The sequence below is a fragment of the uncultured Lutibacter sp. genome, from assembly GCF_947495725.1.
Classification (GTDB): Bacteria; Bacteroidota; Bacteroidia; order Flavobacteriales; family Flavobacteriaceae; genus Lutibacter.
Map to the genome: position 1 here is coordinate 391424 of NZ_CANLZZ010000001.1, position 19172 is coordinate 410595.

19 protein-coding genes are annotated in these 19172 nt (G+C 29.7%); 11 read left to right on the plus strand and 8 right to left on the minus strand.

Annotation, left to right across the window (positions count from 1 at the left end; genetic code table 11):
- Positions 1–36: 36 nt before the first annotated feature.
- From Q0776_RS01525 to lysM, 7 genes are all read right to left on the minus strand, one after another.
- Positions 37–582, minus strand: a complete 546-nt coding sequence (locus Q0776_RS01525) for an MOSC domain-containing protein (RefSeq protein ID WP_298363989.1) — start codon at positions 580–582, stop codon at positions 37–39.
- Complete coding sequence (locus tag Q0776_RS01530) at positions 582–2075, minus strand: GH3 auxin-responsive promoter family protein (protein WP_298363993.1); 1494 nt, start codon at positions 2073–2075, stop codon at positions 582–584. The genes Q0776_RS01525 and Q0776_RS01530 overlap by 1 nt, the downstream gene beginning before the upstream one ends.
- A 2-nt stretch (positions 2076–2077) precedes the next feature.
- Positions 2078–2947, minus strand: coding sequence for a M23 family metallopeptidase (locus tag Q0776_RS01535; protein WP_298363996.1), 870 nt, complete (start codon positions 2945–2947; stop codon positions 2078–2080).
- A gap of 88 nt (positions 2948–3035) precedes the next feature.
- Complete coding sequence (gene nadD, locus Q0776_RS01540) at positions 3036–3614, minus strand: nicotinate (nicotinamide) nucleotide adenylyltransferase (RefSeq protein ID WP_298363998.1); 579 nt, start codon at positions 3612–3614, stop codon at positions 3036–3038.
- Positions 3615–4187, minus strand: coding sequence for a guanylate kinase (gmk, locus tag Q0776_RS01545; RefSeq protein ID WP_298364006.1), 573 nt, complete (start codon positions 4185–4187; stop codon positions 3615–3617).
- Positions 4188–4189: 2 nt separating this feature from the next.
- Positions 4190–5047: a YicC/YloC family endoribonuclease gene (locus Q0776_RS01550; RefSeq protein ID WP_298364032.1), complete on the minus strand. Its 858-nt coding sequence runs from the start codon at positions 5045–5047 to the stop codon at positions 4190–4192.
- A 245-nt stretch (positions 5048–5292) separates the two neighbouring features.
- Positions 5293–5778, minus strand: a complete 486-nt coding sequence (gene lysM / locus Q0776_RS01555; RefSeq protein ID WP_298364035.1) for a peptidoglycan-binding protein LysM — start codon at positions 5776–5778, stop codon at positions 5293–5295.
- Positions 5779–5903: 125 nt separating this feature from the next.
- Here lysM and upp point away from each other — a divergent pair, with 125 nt between their 5' ends.
- A complete protein-coding gene (gene upp, locus Q0776_RS01560) occupies positions 5904–6554 on the plus strand; it encodes a uracil phosphoribosyltransferase (RefSeq protein ID WP_298364038.1) in 651 nt (216 codons plus the stop codon).
- On the opposite strand, the gene Q0776_RS01565 is transcribed toward upp, so the two are convergent.
- A complete protein-coding gene (locus tag Q0776_RS01565; protein WP_298364041.1) occupies positions 6549–7472 on the minus strand; it encodes a DUF6427 family protein in 924 nt (307 codons plus the stop codon). The genes upp and Q0776_RS01565 overlap by 6 nt on opposite strands.
- Before the next feature lie 40 nt (positions 7473–7512).
- Between Q0776_RS01565 and Q0776_RS01570 the strand changes: the two genes are divergently transcribed.
- The 10 genes from Q0776_RS01570 to Q0776_RS01615 all read left to right on the plus strand — a co-directional run bounded on the left by Q0776_RS01570 (position 7513) and on the right by Q0776_RS01615 (position 18866).
- The gene (locus Q0776_RS01570) at positions 7513–7710 is read left to right on the plus strand and encodes a uracil phosphoribosyltransferase (protein WP_298364044.1); all 198 of its coding nucleotides are present in this window, start codon (positions 7513–7515) and stop codon (positions 7708–7710) included.
- Between the two features lie 47 nt (positions 7711–7757).
- On the plus strand, positions 7758–8429 hold the full coding sequence (gene trmB, locus Q0776_RS01575; RefSeq protein WP_298364046.1) for a tRNA (guanosine(46)-N7)-methyltransferase TrmB: 672 nt from the start codon (positions 7758–7760) through the stop codon (positions 8427–8429).
- A 16-nt stretch (positions 8430–8445) separates the two neighbouring features.
- Positions 8446–8775, plus strand: coding sequence for an MGMT family protein (locus Q0776_RS01580; protein ID WP_298364049.1), 330 nt, complete (start codon positions 8446–8448; stop codon positions 8773–8775).
- Between the two features lie 131 nt (positions 8776–8906).
- On the plus strand, positions 8907–10031 hold the full coding sequence (locus Q0776_RS01585) for an Mrp/NBP35 family ATP-binding protein (protein ID WP_298364052.1): 1125 nt from the start codon (positions 8907–8909) through the stop codon (positions 10029–10031).
- 3 nt (positions 10032–10034) lie between these two features.
- Entirely contained in the window at positions 10035–10283 is a 249-nt protein-coding gene (locus Q0776_RS01590; RefSeq protein WP_298364055.1) for a NifU family protein, read from the plus strand.
- 137 nt (positions 10284–10420) lie between these two features.
- Positions 10421–11224 carry a DUF3108 domain-containing protein gene (locus Q0776_RS01595; protein ID WP_298364058.1) on the plus strand — a complete coding sequence of 268 codons (804 nt, stop codon included), beginning with the start codon at positions 10421–10423 and terminating at the stop codon, positions 11222–11224.
- Between the two features lie 53 nt (positions 11225–11277).
- Positions 11278–12546 (plus strand): peptidoglycan DD-metalloendopeptidase family protein, encoded by a 1269-nt coding sequence (locus Q0776_RS01600; RefSeq protein WP_298364060.1) that lies wholly within the window; start codon positions 11278–11280, stop codon positions 12544–12546.
- A 12-nt stretch (positions 12547–12558) separates the two neighbouring features.
- Positions 12559–14124 carry a glucose-6-phosphate isomerase gene (gene pgi / locus Q0776_RS01605; protein WP_298364062.1) on the plus strand — a complete coding sequence of 522 codons (1566 nt, stop codon included), beginning with the start codon at positions 12559–12561 and terminating at the stop codon, positions 14122–14124.
- A gap of 374 nt (positions 14125–14498) precedes the next feature.
- Positions 14499–17045: a carboxypeptidase-like regulatory domain-containing protein gene (locus Q0776_RS01610; protein WP_298364065.1), complete on the plus strand. Its 2547-nt coding sequence runs from the start codon at positions 14499–14501 to the stop codon at positions 17043–17045.
- Between the two features lie 12 nt (positions 17046–17057).
- On the plus strand, positions 17058–18866 hold the full coding sequence (locus tag Q0776_RS01615) for a hypothetical protein (RefSeq protein ID WP_298364068.1): 1809 nt from the start codon (positions 17058–17060) through the stop codon (positions 18864–18866).
- The last annotated feature ends 306 nt before the right edge of the window (positions 18867–19172 follow it).

Below are 19172 nucleotides of genomic sequence, written 5' to 3' on the forward strand. Positions count from 1 at the left end.
TGTTGTAAACCTCTTTTATTTTTTATAAATCAATTATTATTTCTTTTTTGTCTCGTAAACTTCTGCAATACTTGGAGTATTAAATGCTTCTTTTACTAAAACCAATTCATCACCAGTTTTTACATTTCCCGTACTAATTACTTTAAAGTAAATACCACTTTTGGAGCTATTCCAAAATTGTTTCAAAACTGTTTGTGTTCCAAATACTAAACCTAATTTCATACAAGGCTCTCTTGGCTTGGTAACCTCAATAACTACTTCACCTAAGCTATATTGGTTACCTACCTTAATTTCAGTTTCATCCAAATTAGTAATGGTTAAGTTTTCGCCAAATATACCATAGCGCCAATCTATATCAGGATACAACTTTTTCCAATAATTATAATGGTTTTCAGAATATGCATAAACTGCTTTTTCAATTCCGCCATGATATCTCCTATCAATAACAGCATCATTCTCTACATCTTCTTTCCCTAAAAATATTTCAGTTTTAATAGGATACTTAAAAATACCTGTTTCAATAATTTTACCATTATAATTAACGGCTTTTTTCTCACCTAAATTAACAGAAACTACCTTCATTATTCACTATATTTTGTTAATTCATCTGCAATTTTTCGATCGTTTGACAATCTAGGAACTTTGTTTTGACCACCTAATTTACCAACTGATTTCATATATTTATTAAAACCACCTTTTTCAATAACTGTAATTTTAAGAGGACGCAATATTTTACCTTCAATTAAATCTAAATAATAACTATTTTGTTGTTGTAAGGAAGTGTCAATCTTTTTTGCAAACTCTTCAATATTTGAAGGTTTTTGATCGAATTCAATAAACCACTCATGATAAGGTAAGCCTTCATTTGGAGTAATTTGAGGAGCAACAGTAAACTCGCTAACACTTATACCCGTATTTTTTGTATGCTCATTTATAGAATCTTCAACTTCTTTTCCTATAACATGTTCGCCAAAAGCCGAAATAAAGTGTTTTATTCTTCCCGTAACAACAATTCTTGGAGGTTTTACTGATAAAAATTCTATGGTGTCTCCAATATTATAACCCCAAAGACCGGCATTGGTATTTAAAATAATTACATAATTTACTCCAACTTCTACATCTTCCAAAGAAATACGAGTTGGGTTTTCATTAAAAAATTCTTCAGATGGAATAAATTCATAAAAAATACCTCCATTAACCAAAAGCATCATACCTTTTTCGGTTTGAGAATCTTGGTAGGCTATAAAACCTTCTGAAGCTGGATACATTTCAATAGCATCTACCTTTCGCCCAATTAGCTCTTCAAATTTATTTCTATAAGGTTCAAAATTTACTCCTCCATATGCAAACAGATTAAAGTTTGGAAATACATCTCCAACCTTTTTACCAGTTCTTTCTACAATTCGTTCAAAATACATTTGTACCCAAGGAGGAATCCCTCCAATAAGTGTCATATCTTCATTAATAGTTTCATCAATAACTGCTTCAATTTTCTTTTCCCAATCTTCAATACAGTTGGTTTCCCAACTTGGCAATCTGTTTTTTGTTAAGTATTGTGGCACGTAATGAGCCGTTATTCCCGAAAGTCGCCCAATTTTAATTCCATTTTTTTCTTGCAGTTCCGGACTTCCTTGTAAAAAAATCATTTTACCATTTAGAAAATCTGTTTTATTAGTTTCATTAATATACATTAAAAGTGCATTTCTCGCAGCTTTTATATGCATTGGCATTGATTCTTTTGTTAATGGAATATATTTTGTTCCTGAAGTTGTACCCGAGGTTTTCGCAAAATAAAGTGGCTTACCTTTCCATAATACATTTGCTTCACCATTTACAACTCTATTTACGTATGGCTTTAAACCTTCATAATCGTTGATAGGCACTTGTTTTTTAAAATCATTATATGATTTTATTTTACCAAAATTGTGATCTTTACCAAATGCTGTATTTTTAGCCTGAGCAATTAATTTTTTGAATACTTTTTGTTGGGTAATAACAGCTTTATCACTTTGTTTTAAAAATCTTGTTGCAATTCTTTTGGCAAATGGTTTCGCTATAATTGATTTTATACTCATCCTTATTCAAAATCTATATAATTAATTGGGTTTACTGGATAACCTTCATTCCAAAGTTCAAAATGTAAATGAGGTCCAGTACTATACTCTCCCGAATTTCCGGCAGAAGCAATAACTTCGCCAGATTTTACTAAGTCTCCTTGTTCTTTATGCAGTGATGTATTATGCTTGTAAATTGAAGTAAATCCTCCAGAATGTTTAACTATAATAACATGTCCAGTTTCTGGCGTCCAAGCCGCAAAAAGCACAGTTCCATCAGCAACGGACTTAACAGGTGTTCCTAATTCTACTGCTATATCAACCGCAAAATGTTTGTTTTTTTCATTATAACCATCGGTTAATGTTCCTGCAACTGGGGCAAAAAATACAATATCGGATCCTTTTGTTGCTTTGTTAAAAATACTATATCGGTCTTCACTTTCAACATCTAATCTAAATTCCAATTCTGCTTGAGAAGGCACTAAATTTAATGTATCTTTATCGTATTGAATTGTTTGTAATACAGAATCTTTATCGAATTGAACTTCAGATATTTCTCCTGTTAATAAATCTCTTACTTTTTGTAAATACAGATTATTTACCTCAATAACTTGTTCAAGAGAATCTGCTTTATAAATTAATTGTGTAGCTTCTTTTTTTAATTTTGTTGAAGAATACCCAGGAATATATTCTCTTAATTGCGTAAAAGCAATTAAAAAAATAGTTCCAACAATTAGAAGAATTGAAAACAACCCGCCCAAAATAAACACATTTAATCTTGTTAATTTAAATGATATTTTTTCTTCAAAAGTATCTTCATTTAAAACTACAAGACGGTATTTATTTATAAGCTTTTGTCTAAATTTTTGTTTTATTCCAGGTTTTTTTGTCATATTAGTTCAATACACAAATATACAACGAATTTTTATGAGATTATTTTTTTAACTATATACTTAAAGTGTTAAAACTTAGCTAAAATCTCTACTTATAAAAATTCATTTCGTCTACATATTTCCAAACATCGGCAGGAAGCATTGTACTTATATCTTTTTTATCTTTAATACCCTTTCTAATAAATGTAGATGATATTTGTACAATAGGCGCATTAACTCTATGAATTTTTGGATGCTTTAACAAATCACTTTCGGTTTCACCATTTGAAATTCGTGGATATACATATAATTCATAATTTTCGAGTATTGATTCATAATTTTTCCATTTATGAAACCCTTTTAAATTATCCTCGCCCATAATTAAACAAAATTGATGATTTGGATATTTTTCTTCTAAATGAATTAAAGAATTAACAGTGTAATTTGGCTGTGGCAATTTAAATTCAATATCGGAAGTTTTTAATTTAGGATAATTTTCCACGGCTATATTTGCTATAGCTAATCTATGAATATTATCTAACAACGATTTTTTTTGTTTAAACGGGCTTAAAGGTGTAATAACGAACCAAACTTCGTCTAAATCGGAAAATTCGGCCATATAATTTGCAATAATCATATGCCCCACGTGTATTGGATTAAAAGTGCCAAAAAATAATCCTATTTTCATTTATTTCGTAAATTTTTCAACTAAAGTATAGGCTGTTTTTTTTGCCACTTCCAAATCATCATTTACCAATATAACATCGAAATCTTTTGAAAATTGCATTTCTTTTTCGGCTTTTGCTACGCGTTCCTTTATTTTTTCTTCGCTATCGGTTTTTCTGCCTCTTAATCGGCGTTCCATCTCTTTAATGGAAGGTGGTTGTACAAAAACCGCTAAAGTTTGTTCGGGAAATTTTTGCTTTATATTTAATCCTCCAATAACATCTATATCAAAAATTACATGCTTTCCTTCACTCCAAATACGCTCAACTTCACTTTTTAAGGTTCCGTAATAATTATTAGTATAAACTTCTTCAAATTCAATAAAATCATCATTTTTTATATGTTTTCTAAATTGAACATCAGAAATAAAATAATAATCTTTACCATTTATTTCAGCACCTCTTGGCTTTCGAGAAGTTGCTGATATTGAAAAATCTAAATTTAATTTTTCTTGCTTTAATAAATGATGTACAATTGTTGTTTTACCAGATCCTGAAGGTGCTGAAAAAACTATAAGTTTTCCTTCTTTATTCACAATTATAATACGTTTAAATTTTGTTCTTTTATTTTCTCTAGCTCATCTTTCATTTGCACAACAAATTTTTGCATTTCGGCAAAATTCGATTTTGAACCTATTGTATTAATTTCTCTTCCAATTTCTTGGGTAATAAAACCAAGTTTTTTACCATTTGAATCTGAGGAATTTAATGCTTTTAAAAAATATTCTAAATGATTTTTTAAACGAACTTTCTCCTCTGTGATATCCAACTTTTCGATGTAATAAATAAGTTCTTGTTCAAATCTATTTTCATCTATTTTGGTTTCTAATTCAGCAACAGCTTTTCTTAATTTCTCTTTTACTTGAATTACTCTTTGAGGGTCAATCTCAATAACTTTATCTAATAAATTTTTTATGTTTAAAATTCTAAGTTCAAAATCTTTCTTTAAAACTTTCCCTTCATCAAGTCTATATTCGTTAATTTTGGTAGTTGTTTCCTCAATTGTTTTTTCTATTTTAAGCCATTCTTGCTCGTCTAATTCTTCACGTTCCTGCTTTAAGGAATCGGGCAATTTAATAGCCATTTTTAGCAATTCAATTTCATCAGAATCCACAACATTTTTCAATTGCTTCATGTATTCCCTTATAACACTTTCATTTATATTAGATGAAAGTTCTCCTCCATTGCTTTCAATATAAATAGAAAAATCTATTTTCCCTCTTTCTAAAGATGAAGCTAGTTTTTTACGTATTGCTAATTCCTTTTCTCTGTAATATTGCGGAATACGCACATTTAAATCCAAATTTTTGCTGTTCAACGATTTTAGTTCAATCGTAATTTTTTTTGTTGGCAATTGCAATACGGATTTACCGTATCCTGTCATTGATTGTATCATCTAATGTAAAAATTTAGGCAAATTTAATGCATTTTATTAGAAACGGACTATTTTATCCGCTTGCAATCTGTATTTTAAACAAAAAGAGTTCAATACACTTATTAAAACCTATTGTTTTTTTTAAAATGTTATGCACTTAAATACCTATTAATTATGTGAAGAATTATTAATAAAATTAATAGTAATAGAATTATATAAAAAGTAATGGGTAAAAATAAAGGCTTGCATAATGCAAGCCTTTATTTTTAATCTAAAGCAGGTATTCTAAGAACTTGCCCTGGATAAATTTTATCCGGATCTGTTAGCATTGGTTTATTTGCTTCAAAAATAACTGGGTACTTCATAGCATCACCATAATATTTTTTTGCAATTTTACTTAAATAATCACCTTTAACAACGGTATGAAATTGTGCTTCTGGTTCTTCAACTTCAACAGTCATTCTATCATCTACAGTAGCAATACCTTCAGTATTGCCTACCACTAAAATTACTTTTTCTTTTGTTTCTTGTGAACTTGCTTGTCCCCAAATTGTTGCATTGTCGCCATCAACTTCAATATTTAAGTCTATTACTTCAAAACCTAAAGTTTCAACTGCATTTGCTAATTTACCTGCCTTTAATTTTGCTAATTCAGCAGCTTCCATTGCAGCTTCCGCTGCTTCTTCTTCTGTTGTTTTTCCAATACCAAAAACTTTTGCTCCGGCATTTTTAATAAATGAAAATAATCCCATCTCTTTTTCTTTTTTTAAAATTAATTAATTGTTTTATAATTCAATTTGAAATATACAAAAATTAAACCAAACCAATAATAAACTATCTCATTTTAAAGTTTTATTTTTGCCGCAAATACTTAATTATGATTGTCAACATTTTAGATACAAAAAAATCAATTTTAAATAAATTTATTGCTGAGATAAGAGATAAAGCAATTCAAAAAGACTCCATGCGTTTTAGACGAAACATTGAAAGAATTGGAGAAGTTATAGCCTATGAATTAAGTCAATCATTAAATTATGAGAAACTTGAAACAATTACCCCACTTGGCACAAAACAAATAGATACACCTAAAAAAGATGTTGTTCTTTGTTCAATTTTACGTGCTGGTTTGCCACTTCACAATGGTTTATTAAACTATTTCGACCAAGCTGAGAATGCATTTATTTCTGCTTATAGAAAACATATTAATGAACATGAATTTGAAATTAAAGTTGAATATTTTGCTTCTCCTAGTTTAGAAGGTAAAACGTTAATTTTGGCAGATCCAATGCTTGCAACGGGTCAATCATTAATTAGTGTTTTTGAAGCCTTAAAAAAACATGGCACTCCAAAAGAAATTCATGTTGCTTGTGTAATTGGTTCAAATGAAGGTATTGATTTAATTCAAAAACATTTGCCGAAAGAAAGTAAATTATGGATTGCTACTGTAGATGAAAAATTAAACGATAAAGGATATATTGTCCCTGGCTTAGGAGATGCTGGAGATTTAGCATACGGAGTTAAATTATAAAAAATATACTCCCAAAGCTACTACAAGAATAAAATACAATATCATATTTTTAAAAATATTAGATGTTGTTTTCTGTAAATAATTTGTAATTACAATTGCTGCTGGCAAAAAAATAAAAAAAAGTTCTGAACCATTTTTTAATGGAGCAGCAATTATTATAATTATAGAAATTATTAAATGAATTATTAATATTTGCCAAGCTGCTTTAAAGTTTTTACTAGTTAGTACAATTTTTGGAATTAAATTAATAATACACCAAATTAAAAGAGTAATTAACAATGTTAAGGGTATTAAAATTTTCAATGAATTATAATTTTGAAAATCCAACCCATATTCGAAATTAAAACTGGAATAAAACACATTTAAATTATCATTATAAAAATGATAGGTAAAAAAAATAATTACAGGTGAAATAAAACCTAAGATAGGAACAAACAAATTCTTAAAATTTATATTTCTATAAATAAACATTGCTAAATAAATCAATAAAAAAAACAGAACACTCCATTGGTAAATTAAAGTTGACAAACCAATCCAAAGTCCCGCATCAAAAAGTTTTTGTATGGTATTAAAACCAGAATTTAAACTATATATTTTTCTAAAAGCAAACAATAAAAATAAATTTGAAAAAAATAACTTTTCGGAATAAAAAGTTTCATTAAATGAACTTAAAAACAGAATAAATATCAACAAAGAATAAGAATTATCTTCGGTTAAATTATTTTTCCTCAAAATAAAATTAACAACAAAAAGCATAAAAATAAAGCCAAATAATAATCCAATTTTTGAAGCAATTGAAATTAAAGATAATTCAATATTTTGAGTTAAAAAGTTAGATAACAAGTACAGTATTGTAAATAGTATTAATAAATTAACAACTATTACGGGTTTAGTTTTATTAAAAAAATTTGCTATCATTACTATATTTCATACTTTTGCCTGTAAATATAATTAAGAAATGATTGCAAACAATATTTTTAAAGCGATAGGTGATTTTTTTACAAACGTTTTATTTGCGCCTTACCACAGTGTAAGAGCAATGGATAACTGGTGGGCACAGAACACCATAAGTTGGATTTTTATTGTAATTACATTTATTGCATTCTTTTATTGGATAGGTGAAATTAGAAAATATAAAAAAGCTGGAAACGAATAATTATTCGTTTAAATTCATCAATCTACCTGTTTTAAAACAAATAACCTTTGGGAAGCAAAAATAAACTTAAAAGATTTCGTGAAAACGAAACGTTTGCTAATGTAATTCAACCTACAAGAAAAGAAGTTACAGAAGGCTTTTCAAAAAAAGGCAATTGGAATACTTTTTTTAACAACAACAATCCTATTGTTTTAGAGCTTGGGTGCGGAAAAGGCGAATACACTATTGCTTTAGCACGAAAAAATCCAAAAATAAATTATATAGGTATTGATATAAAAGGTGCCCGTTTTTGGCGTGGAGCTAAAACGGCTTTAGAGGAGAAATTAACAAACGTTGCTTTTATTCGTACACAAATTGAATTGGTGGACTTAATTTTTGCCGAAAATGAAGTACAAGAAATTTGGATAACCTTCCCCGATCCTCAAATAAAATATCAAAGAACAAAGCATAGAATGACCAATGCTGAATTTCTAAAAAAATACCATAAAGTTTTAAAACCTGAAGGAGTTGTAAACCTAAAAACCGATAGCGAATTTATGCACGGTTATACCTTAGGTTTATTACATGGTGCAGGACATGAAGTTTTGTATGCTCATCATGATATTTACAAAAATTATCATGCACCAGAAGAGGTAACTTCAACACAAACATTTTACGAAAGTCAATATTTAGAGGTTAATAAGCCTATAACTTATATCAAATTTAAAATTCGTTATTAATTCCTATTTTTAACGAATGGAAAATAAAAATTTCTTTCAAAAAGTTTATTCTATTGCGAAATTAATTCCATTTGGAAGAGTAACAAGTTATGGTGCAATTGCAAAATATTTAGGCGCTGCACGATCGGCTCGAATGGTTGGTTGGGCTATGAACGCTTCACACAACCTAGAAGAAATACCCGCACATAGAGTTGTAAACCGCAAAGGATTACTAACAGGAAAGCATCATTTTGATGGCACAAATCTTATGCAACAATTATTAGAAAGTGAAGGAGTAATAATAATTGATAATCAAATTCAAAATTTTGAAGCTATTTTTTGGGATCCTCTTAAAGAATTAAACTAGCTTTAAAATTTCACTTGCACAACAACATTAATTACCCTGTAATTTTACATTGCTTTATGTAACATTTTTTAACTTTATATATCAATAGGAATATGTATATTTGTTGTTTAGAATGATTTTATATAAAAGACATGACATTTAATAAACAAGATATACTAAAAGCATTAGAAACTATTACAGCTCCTGGTGAAGGTAAAAGTTTAGTAGAAAGCGAAGCTATTAAAAACATAGTAATTTTCGATAAAGAAGTTATTGTTGAAGTTACCATTGGCAATCCTACTTTACAAGCAAAAAAGAAAGTTGAAGTTGAAATTATGAAGGCTATTCATGAGCATGTTGACCAAAAAATTGACGTAAAAGTTAACGTAACTTCTAATGCCAAGAACGAAGAATTTAAGCCAGAAAAACCAAAAGTACCTGGAATAAAAAATATTATTGCAATTGCTTCTGGAAAGGGAGGCGTCGGAAAATCTACCATTACATCAAATATGGCAATTTCGTTACAAAAAATGGGATTTAGCGTAGGTATTTTAGATGCAGATGTTTACGGACCTTCAACACACTTAATGTTTGATGTTGCAAATGCACGACCATTATCAGTTGAAATTGATGGTCGCTCTAAAATGCAACCAATAGAAAGTTATGGAGTTAAAATTCTATCGCTAGGTTTTTTTACTGATGCAAATCAAGCTGTAATTTGGAGAGGTGCAATGGCCTCAAAAGCTTTAAATCAAATGATATTTGATGCACACTGGGGAGAATTAGACTTTTTATTAATTGATTTACCTCCAGGAACAGGTGATATTCATTTATCAATTGTACAATCTGTACCTGTAACAGGAGCAGTAATTGTTAGTACACCTCAAAATATTGCACTGGCCGATGCAAAAAAAGGAGTAGCTATGTTCCAACAAGAAAACATTAATGTCCCTGTTTTGGGAATTGTTGAAAATATGAGTTATTTTACACCTGCTGAACTTCCTGATAATAAATATTATATCTTTGGAAAAGATGGTGCAAAAAATTTAGCAGAAGATATTGAAACAGCATTTTTAGGTGAAGTTCCATTGGTTCAAAGCATTCGTGAAGCAGGAGATGTTGGTCATCCAGTAGCACTTCAAGAAAATACACCGCTAGAAAATGCTTTTTCAGAAATTACTAAAAACACTTTAGCTCAGTTGGTGAAAAGAAATAAAGATTTACCTCCAACAGATATAGTAAGAATTACCACAATGAGTGGATGTAGCACTAAATAAAATATGAATTCGGAAGAACTTAAAATTAAAGTAGAAACTGCTTTACAAGAAATAAGACCCTATTTAGAAGCAGATGGCGGGAATATAAAATTAGTTGAAATAACTGACGATACTGTTAGTGTACAACTTGAAGGTGCTTGTTTAGGTTGTTCTGTAAACCAAATGACTTTGAAAAATGGAGTTGAGGCAACTATTAAAAAATATGCCCCTCAAATAAAAAGAGTTATTGAAATAAATGGGATTACTTTTTAACTCAAATTTGAAATATTTACACTATTAATTTTTTTAATTTTTTGTGTTTTAATAAAAGCTTAACTTTAAAATGTTTAGCTTTTATTATTTTTGGAACAATAGTTGTATTTTTTATAACAATCATTCGAAACTTTAAAATGAAAAAACATATATACATATTTTTCTTGCTCATTTCAATAGCTTCATTTAGTCAATCTGTTAAAATTGAACATACCCCATCTAAAAAAATGGCCTTTCAAAATGGTGAATGGTTAAAATTTAGAATGAGTTATAGTAATTTTTTGAATGCAGGTTACTCCACAATTTCAGTAAAAAATACTTCAAATAAAGGTAAAGAGGCTTTCCATATTACCGGAACCGGAAAATCAACTGGGTTAGTAAGTTTATTTTTCAAAGTGAAAGACGACTATCAAACTTTTATTTACAAAGAATCTTTAAAACCATACAGGTTTATTAGAAAAATTGATGAAGGAGGTTACACAAAAGATAAAGAAATATTTTTTGACTATGATAAAAAGGAAGCAACTGTAAAAAATTACAAACATAACACAGAAAGTAAGCATCCTATTAGTGATGAAATTCAGGATATTTTATCATCTTTATATTGCCTAAGAAATCAAAATCTAAATAGTCTTGAAGAAGGTCAAGAATTGCAATTACAAATGTTTTTTGATCAAGAAATTAACAACTTTAAACTTCAATTTTTAGGCAGAGAAATAATCAAAACTAAGTTTGGAAAAATTAAAACACTTGCATTTAGACCAATGGTTCAAGCCGGAAGAGTTTTTAAAGAGCAAGAAAGTGTTACAATTTGGGTTAGTGATGACGACAATAAAATTCCGCTTAAAATTAAAGCTTCGCTTGCCGTTGGTTCGTTAAGAGCAGATTTAGATGCTTTTAAAGGATTAGCGCACCCTTTTAACATTATTTTTGACAATTAAATTGTACTTTTGCGTTTTATTTTTTGAACCATTAATTCGTAAATACAAATCCTTTGAAAAAACTATTCATATTATTATCAATTCTATTAATAATATCTTGCAAGGAAGATAAACCAATATCAGTAGCTCTAAAGCCTGAATTACCAAAAGACATCTATGAATTTGGATTTAATTTAAATAACTTTAAAGTAATTAACGATACCATAAAACCAGGCGAAAATTTTAGTGAAATTTTAGACAGAAATCATATAGATTATCCTAAAGTTCTTGAAATTGTAAATAAAATAAGAGATTCTTTTAATGTCCGAAAAATTAAAAGTGGTATCCCTTATACTATTTTAGCTAAAAAGGATTCAACAGAAAAAGCAGAGGTATTTATCTACAAACATTCAAAAGTAAGATATACCGTTGTAGATTTTAAAGACTCAATAATTGCCGCGTACAACGGAAAAAAACCTGTTACTGCAGAACTTAAAACTGCCTCAGGAATAATTACAAATCACTTATCTGAAGCCATCGAAAGCCAAGGGCTTAGTTCTTATTTAACTTACAAAATGGCTGATGACATTTACGCCTGGACAATTGATTTTTCCAGACTTCAGAAAGGAGATAAATTTAAATTAATTTACGAACAACTTTATATAAATGATACAGTTCCTGTTGGAATTGGTGATGTAAAAGCAGCGCTTTTTGAACACGGTGGAAAACCTTTTTACGCCTTTAAATTTGTACCTGATTCCATATTAAATATTCCTGATTATTTTGATGAAGAAGCTACAAATTTACGCAGACAATTCTTAAAAATGCCAGTAAAATTTAGCAGAATTTCTTCTCGATATAATTTGCGAAGAAGAATTGCTTTTTATGGAAATAAAATTAGACCACATAAAGGAACCGATTTTGCCGCACCAGTTGGAACTCCAATTATGGCAACGGCTAACGGTACAGTAACTGAATCTGCTCGCAAAGGAGGAAATGGAAATTATGTAAAAATTAGACATAATGGAACGTACAGTACACAGTATTTGCATATGAGCAAAAGAGCTGTTAAAGTAGGCCAAGTTGTAAAACAAGGCGATATAATTGGTTATATTGGAATGACTGGTAATACAAGTGGACCTCATGTATGTTATCGTTTCTGGAAAAACGGCGCACAAGTAGATCCTTTAAAACAAAAGCTACCAGCAGCTGAACCTATGAAAGAGAATATAAAACCAACATTCTTTAATTTTATTGAACCAATAAAAAGAGATTTGGATAATATAAAGTACCCAATATTAGAAAACGAAATTAGTATACCTGAAGAAGAATTAGAATCATAATATTTTTTTAAAATGAAAAATGTAAATCCAACAGAAACAAAAGCGTGGCAAAAACTCACAAACCACTATAATGAGATTAAAGATGAACATATAAAATCATTATTTAATTCAGACAACAACCGAAAAGATAAGTTTACAATCAATTTTAATGATTTTGAATTTGATTATTCTAAAAACAGAATATCAGAAGAAACCTTAGGGTACCTTTTTGAACTTGCAAATGAAGTAGATTTAAAAAGCGCTATGGATTCATATTTTTCTGGAGAAAAAATTAATCAAACAGAAAAAAGAGCCGTGTTACACACTGCACTTCGTACACAATTAAATAACGAAGTTTTAGTTGAAGGTAAAAATGTTTTACCCGAAATTAAAGCTGCTTTAAATAAAATTGAAGGTTTTACTAACAAAGTTGTTTCTGGCGATTGGAAAGGGTATACAAATAAGTCAATTACCGATGTTGTAAATATTGGTATTGGAGGTTCGGATTTAGGTCCAGATATGGTTGTTGAGTCATTGAAATACTACAAAAACCATTTAAATGTTCATTTTGTATCGAACATAGATGGAGATCACGTACAAGAAGTAATTAAAAATTTAAATCCAGAAACTACACTATTTGTTATTGTTTCAAAAACATTTACCACCCAAGAAACTCTTACAAATGCAACTACTATTAAAAAATGGTTTTTAGAATCGGCATCTTCACAAGATGTTGCAAAGCATTTTGTTGCAGTGTCAACAAATCTAAAAAACGTAAGTGAATTTGGAATTGATAATGATAACATTTTCCCAATGTGGGATTGGGTTGGTGGACGTTTCTCATTATGGAGTGCTGTAGGTTTATCAATTAGTTTGGCAGTTGGTTTTAAAAACTTTAACGAATTGTTAGTAGGCGCTTTTGAAATGGACGAACATTTTAAAAATACCCCATTTGAAAACAACGCTCCAGTTGTCTTAAGTTTAATTGGCATTTGGTACACAAACTTTTTTAATTGTGAAACAGAAGTTATTTTACCTTATTCTCAATATTTAAGCAAATTGGCTCCTTATTTACAACAAGCTATTATGGAAAGTAATGGAAAAAGTGTTGATAGAAATGGGAATAAAATTAATTACCAAACAGGTAATATTATTTGGGGAGCTCCAGGTTCAAACTCGCAACATGCTTTTATGCAGCTATTACACCAAGGTACTAAATTAATTCCAGCTGATTTTATTGGATTTAAAAATTCACTTTATGGAGATGACAATCACCATACTAAGTTAATGGCTAACTTTTTTGCTCAAACACAAGCATTGGCAGAAGGTAAAACAAAAGAAGAAGTACATTTAGATTTAAAAACTCAAGGTAAAATTGACGAAATTGAAACATTATTACCATTTAAAGTTTTTGATGGAAATAAACCAAGTACAACAATTTTAATTGAAAAATTAACCCCTAAAACTTTAGGTAGTCTAATTGCTTTCTATGAACATAAAATATTTGTCCAAGGAATTATTTGGAATATCTTTAGTTTTGACCAATTTGGGGTTGAGCTAGGGAAAGAATTGGCAAATAAATTTCTTCAAAATAAATAAACTGTTTAATTGTAAATGCAAAACGAGGCTTCCGAAAAATTTCTGAAGCCTCGTTTAATTTATACTGTTTTTATTTTTTATAAAGGTTTTAGCTTAGAAATCATAAATACAACATTCTAAATTCATATAAAATGTTAATTTTTTTTAACATTTAAAACGCAACTTAATATAATTTAAAACATCTGTTAATAAACTGTTTATATTTAGTTATAAGGTATGTCCATATTAAAAGTGATTATTACTACTTTTAAAAAATGTTAAAAATTGTTAAAATTTATCTAAAATTAACATTTAGATAAAGTAACTTTTACTAATAATCATCAGTTTTGCTGACGAATAAAATCAATCAATTCAATATTAATTCAAATTACAAAATGGGAAATTTTAAAAATTGGCTTGTGGTAGTTATGTTAATTTCAACATCTATCATTTATGCACAAACAAAACTTTCGGGTAAGGTAGTTGACGAAACAAACCAACCTTTACCAGGCGCTTCAATTATTGTTAAAGGTTCTAGTACTGGAACAACAACAGATTTTGATGGAAATTTCAGCTTTGATTCTTCTATTGCAAGTGGAACAATAGTAGTTTCATTTGTTGGCTATGAATCTAAAGAAGTAAAATTTAGCGGAACCACCAAATTAGGTTCAATTTTTTTAAAACCTTCTGCTGAATCTTTAGACGAAATTGTTATTACTGCAACATCATTTGCAATTGACAGAAAAACACCGGTTGCCGTATCTACAATTAGAGCCGAAGCAATTGAAATGAAATTAGGAACTCAGGAATTTCCTGAAATCTTGAAATCAACTCCTGGTGTATATGCTACAAAACAAGGTGGTGGTTATGGAGACTCAAGAATAAATTTACGTGGATTTAGTTCTGAAAATGTAGCTGTTATGATTAATGGAGTTCCTGTTAACGATATGGAAAGTGGAGCTGTTTACTGGAGTAACTGGGCAGGTTTATCTGATGTTACCAGTGCTATGCAGGTTCAAAGAGGTTTAGGAGCTTCAAAAGTAGCCGTACCTTCTATTGGAGGAACAATTAATATTATATCTAAATCTACTGATGCAGAAACAGGTGGTAATATAACAATGTCTACAGGTAACGATGGTTACCAAAAATATGGAATGACTTTATCTACTGGATTAATGGATAACGGACTTGCTATTACGGCTTCAGCTGCAAAAATATCTGGAGATGGATATGTTAATGGAACACAATTTAGTGGTGTTAATTACTTTTTAAATGTATCTAAAATATTAAACGCAGATCATAAATTATCTTTTAACGTAATTGGAGCTCAACAAACTCACGGACAAAGATATAACACAAGAACTATTGCTCAAAATAGAGCCACAGAACAAGGTGGAAAAAGATTTAACCCGGATTGGGGTTACAGAAATGGACAAATTGAAAATATTTCGTTTAATTTTTACCATAAACCACAAATATCTTTAAATCATGATTGGACAATATCTGACAAAACCTATATTACAACAGCTGTTTATACATCATTCGGTACAGGTGGAGGAAGAAGAACTGATGGTTCTGGTAAATTCACAAATAATGATTATCGATTAGGAGACATAGACCAACCTATAGATTTTGACAGAATTGTTGCAGAAAATAAAGCAAATGGAGCATTAGGTTCTACAGATGTTTTTGCTGCTTCTATGAATAATCATGAATGGTATGGTATTTTATCTACTTTAAAAACTGATTTATCAGATAATTTAGTATTATCTGTAGGTTTAGATGGAAGATATTATATAGGTTCTCACTGGTATGAAATTACCGATTTATTAGGAGGTGAGTATTATTTAAATCCTAAAAAGAATGATAATAACTATAACGAACCTTTACAAGTTGGGGATCATTTCAATAGAGATTATGAAGGTAGAGTTTTAAGATATGGTACTTTTGCTCAATTAGAGTATAGTAAAGATGATTTATCTGTTTTCTTTTCTTCTTCAATATCTAACACAAGATATGGTAGATCAAGTTTCTTAGATGATTCTTCGAATCCAAATGGTACAGTATCAGATGATGTAAACTTTTTAGGTTTCGGTGTAAAAGGGGGAGCAAATTACAACTTAGATGAAACTAATAATGTTTTTGCAAATATTGGTTATTTTTCTAGAGCTCCGTTTTTAACTGGTGGAGTTTTTGTAGATAAAGAATCTGTCGATTTTAATGAAGATGCCGCAAACGAAAAGGTATTTAGTGCAGAAATAGGTTATGGCTATAGAAGTGAGAATTTCAACGCAAACGTAAACCTTTATAGAACTTCTTGGTTAGACAAATCTATCTCTCCTGGAATTCAAGACCCAGTAAATATTGGGCAATTTTTAAATACCAACATTACAGGTTTAGATGCTTTACACCAAGGTATAGAAATTGACTTTGTTTATAAATTAACCGACAAACTAAAGGTAAATGGAATGCTGTCTTTAGGAGATTGGAAATGGAAAAGCGACGTGAAAGGAGATGTCTATCTTGATGATGGAGAATTGTACAGATCTATTATTGTAGACGCTAAGGATTTAAAAGTTAATGATGCAGCACAAACTACTTGGGCATTAGGCTTAAATTATCAAGCATTAGAAAAATCATCTGTATTTTTAGATTATAATTACGCTGGCGATTTATATGCTAATTTCGATTTTAGTAGAGGTACAGAAGATAGAATGGATACTTGGAAATTACCTTCATATCATTTATTTGATTTAGGATTTAGACATGACTTTGTTATTGGAAATTTAGATACTACGTTAACTGGTAAAATGAATAATATATTTGATGTTGAATATATATCTGATGCATATGATGATGGTGAATTTCACACTGCAGAAGGTGCAAAAGTGTATTATGGTGCAGGTAGAACATTTAGTTTAGGATTAAAAGTTAATTTTTAAAAATATATAATTATGAAAAAAATATTTTATTTAATACTGGTTTTCGGTTTTGTTTTTACAGCCTGTGAGCCATTAGACGATATAAATTCCGCTATTGACGCTAAAGAGAATCCAATAGTTGGAGATACAGAATATACACTTACCGACGATGATTATGATGAATTGGAATTATCTTACGGTAGTTTTAATTCGGAAGACGATGCAAAAACAATGATTCCTTCATTACTTTCAGATCTATATCCAGCTTGGGGAAAAAGTTCTTCAGTTTTAGTTAACTACAACTTATATGTTGGAAGTGCTTTTGGAGCAAGAGATTACACATTAAATCAAGCTGATTACACATCTACCGGAAGTAGTTTATTAGGTTTTCAATCTGACGCAACACCAGCAGACTATTTAGCAGACATACTTGCAAGCAATATTAGTAACGCTAAAGAAGGAGATTACAGAGTTGCAAAATATTTCCAATTTACAGGAAGTGCATATACAGTTACACCAAAAGTTTCTTTGGAAAGCAATTTTGATTATGGTTCAACAGAAGGAGATTTAACAAGCATTACTACAGATTGGAGTGCTCATTCAGGAAGTTCAGCAGTTGGTTATACTACATCTAGTTTATCAATGGCAGGTTACCCAACTTCAGATATTGGTGGATCTATTACAATAAAACCTTCTAACAGTGAAGATGTAAACAGTGGGTTTACAACTATAAGTTCTGGAAAAGTTTACGCTAGCGCATTAGTAAATTTAAGTGAGGTAAGTAATGGAAATTATTTCTTCCATATTATGGAAGCACCTGACACACAACCTTATGCACAATTTAGATCAAGAGTTGGAGCTAAAGATAATGGATTAGGTAAAGTTTTATTTGGTATTGGAGCTAGTTCAAGTTCATTAACTTATGGAGAAACCGCTTTTGATTTAAACACAACGTATCTTTTAGTTTCTTCATATGAAATTGAAACTGGAACATCTAATTTATATGTACTAACCACTGCAGAAGCTACAGAACCTGCAACCCCTGAAGCAACTAATACTGGTTCTTCTGGAAACGCAATTTCTGCGGTTGCATTTCGTCAATCAGGAGGAATTCCAACAGCTACAATAGATGGAGTACGTGTTGCAAACACATGGTCTACTCTTATGACAAATGATGCCTTACCTAATGAAGTAATAGGTGCTAAAGAATCTATGGTATCTAGCTACGTATACAATGGTACATCATGGGTTGCACCATCAGACAACTTTTATTTAGTATCTGAAGCTGATTTTGCTTCTATTGGTATCGAAACATTTGGAAGTTCTACTCCAGCAGAAGATTATTTACCTACTTTCTTAAATTTAAAATTCCCTTATGCTCAAGAAGGTGAGGCTTTAGATGTTGTTTATAATTATGTTTCAAGTTCTAGTGGACCTCAAGTTCGTGGTAATCTATATACTAAAATAGATGGGGCTTGGAAAGGTTACCAATCTACTATTACAACTAATTTACAATTTGGACACGATGGAACTACTTGGGTGCCAGACAATACAATTAAGTATACTTTAGTAAGAAATGATGACTATGAATATATGGCTTCTCAATTAACTGGTGCTGAATATGCTGGCTTAATTGGAAACTTAGCTGGTTATGGTGATTTTGATTACAATTGGAGTGATGATCAAATCCACTATGCGTTAAGTCTTTTATTGGATCATCTTTTCCCAACTGCCCCTGAAGGTCAAAAATATAGTTTAACTTATGTTATCTATGATAATGGAGAGAATGACTATATTACAAATTTTATAAGACAAGGTGGAGCTTGGGTTGTAAATGAATAATATATAATAACTTAAATAAGATAAAAACCACGCTAATTAGCGTGGTTTTTTATTTTCAATAATTTAAAGTTAAAACACACTTTACAGATGTTTAAACAGTAAACATTTTAATCTATTATGAGGAATTAACCTTTTATTTAACCTCTATAAAAACATTAAACTTATTTATTTCATTAATAGATCAGAAAACCCTTCTTAAAAATATATTTTTAAGAAGGGTTTTATTAATTCTATTGATAAAAATTGTCAATTAGAATTTAAACTAAAGCCATAAATTACCTTTATTAATCTAAATAAAAAATTGAA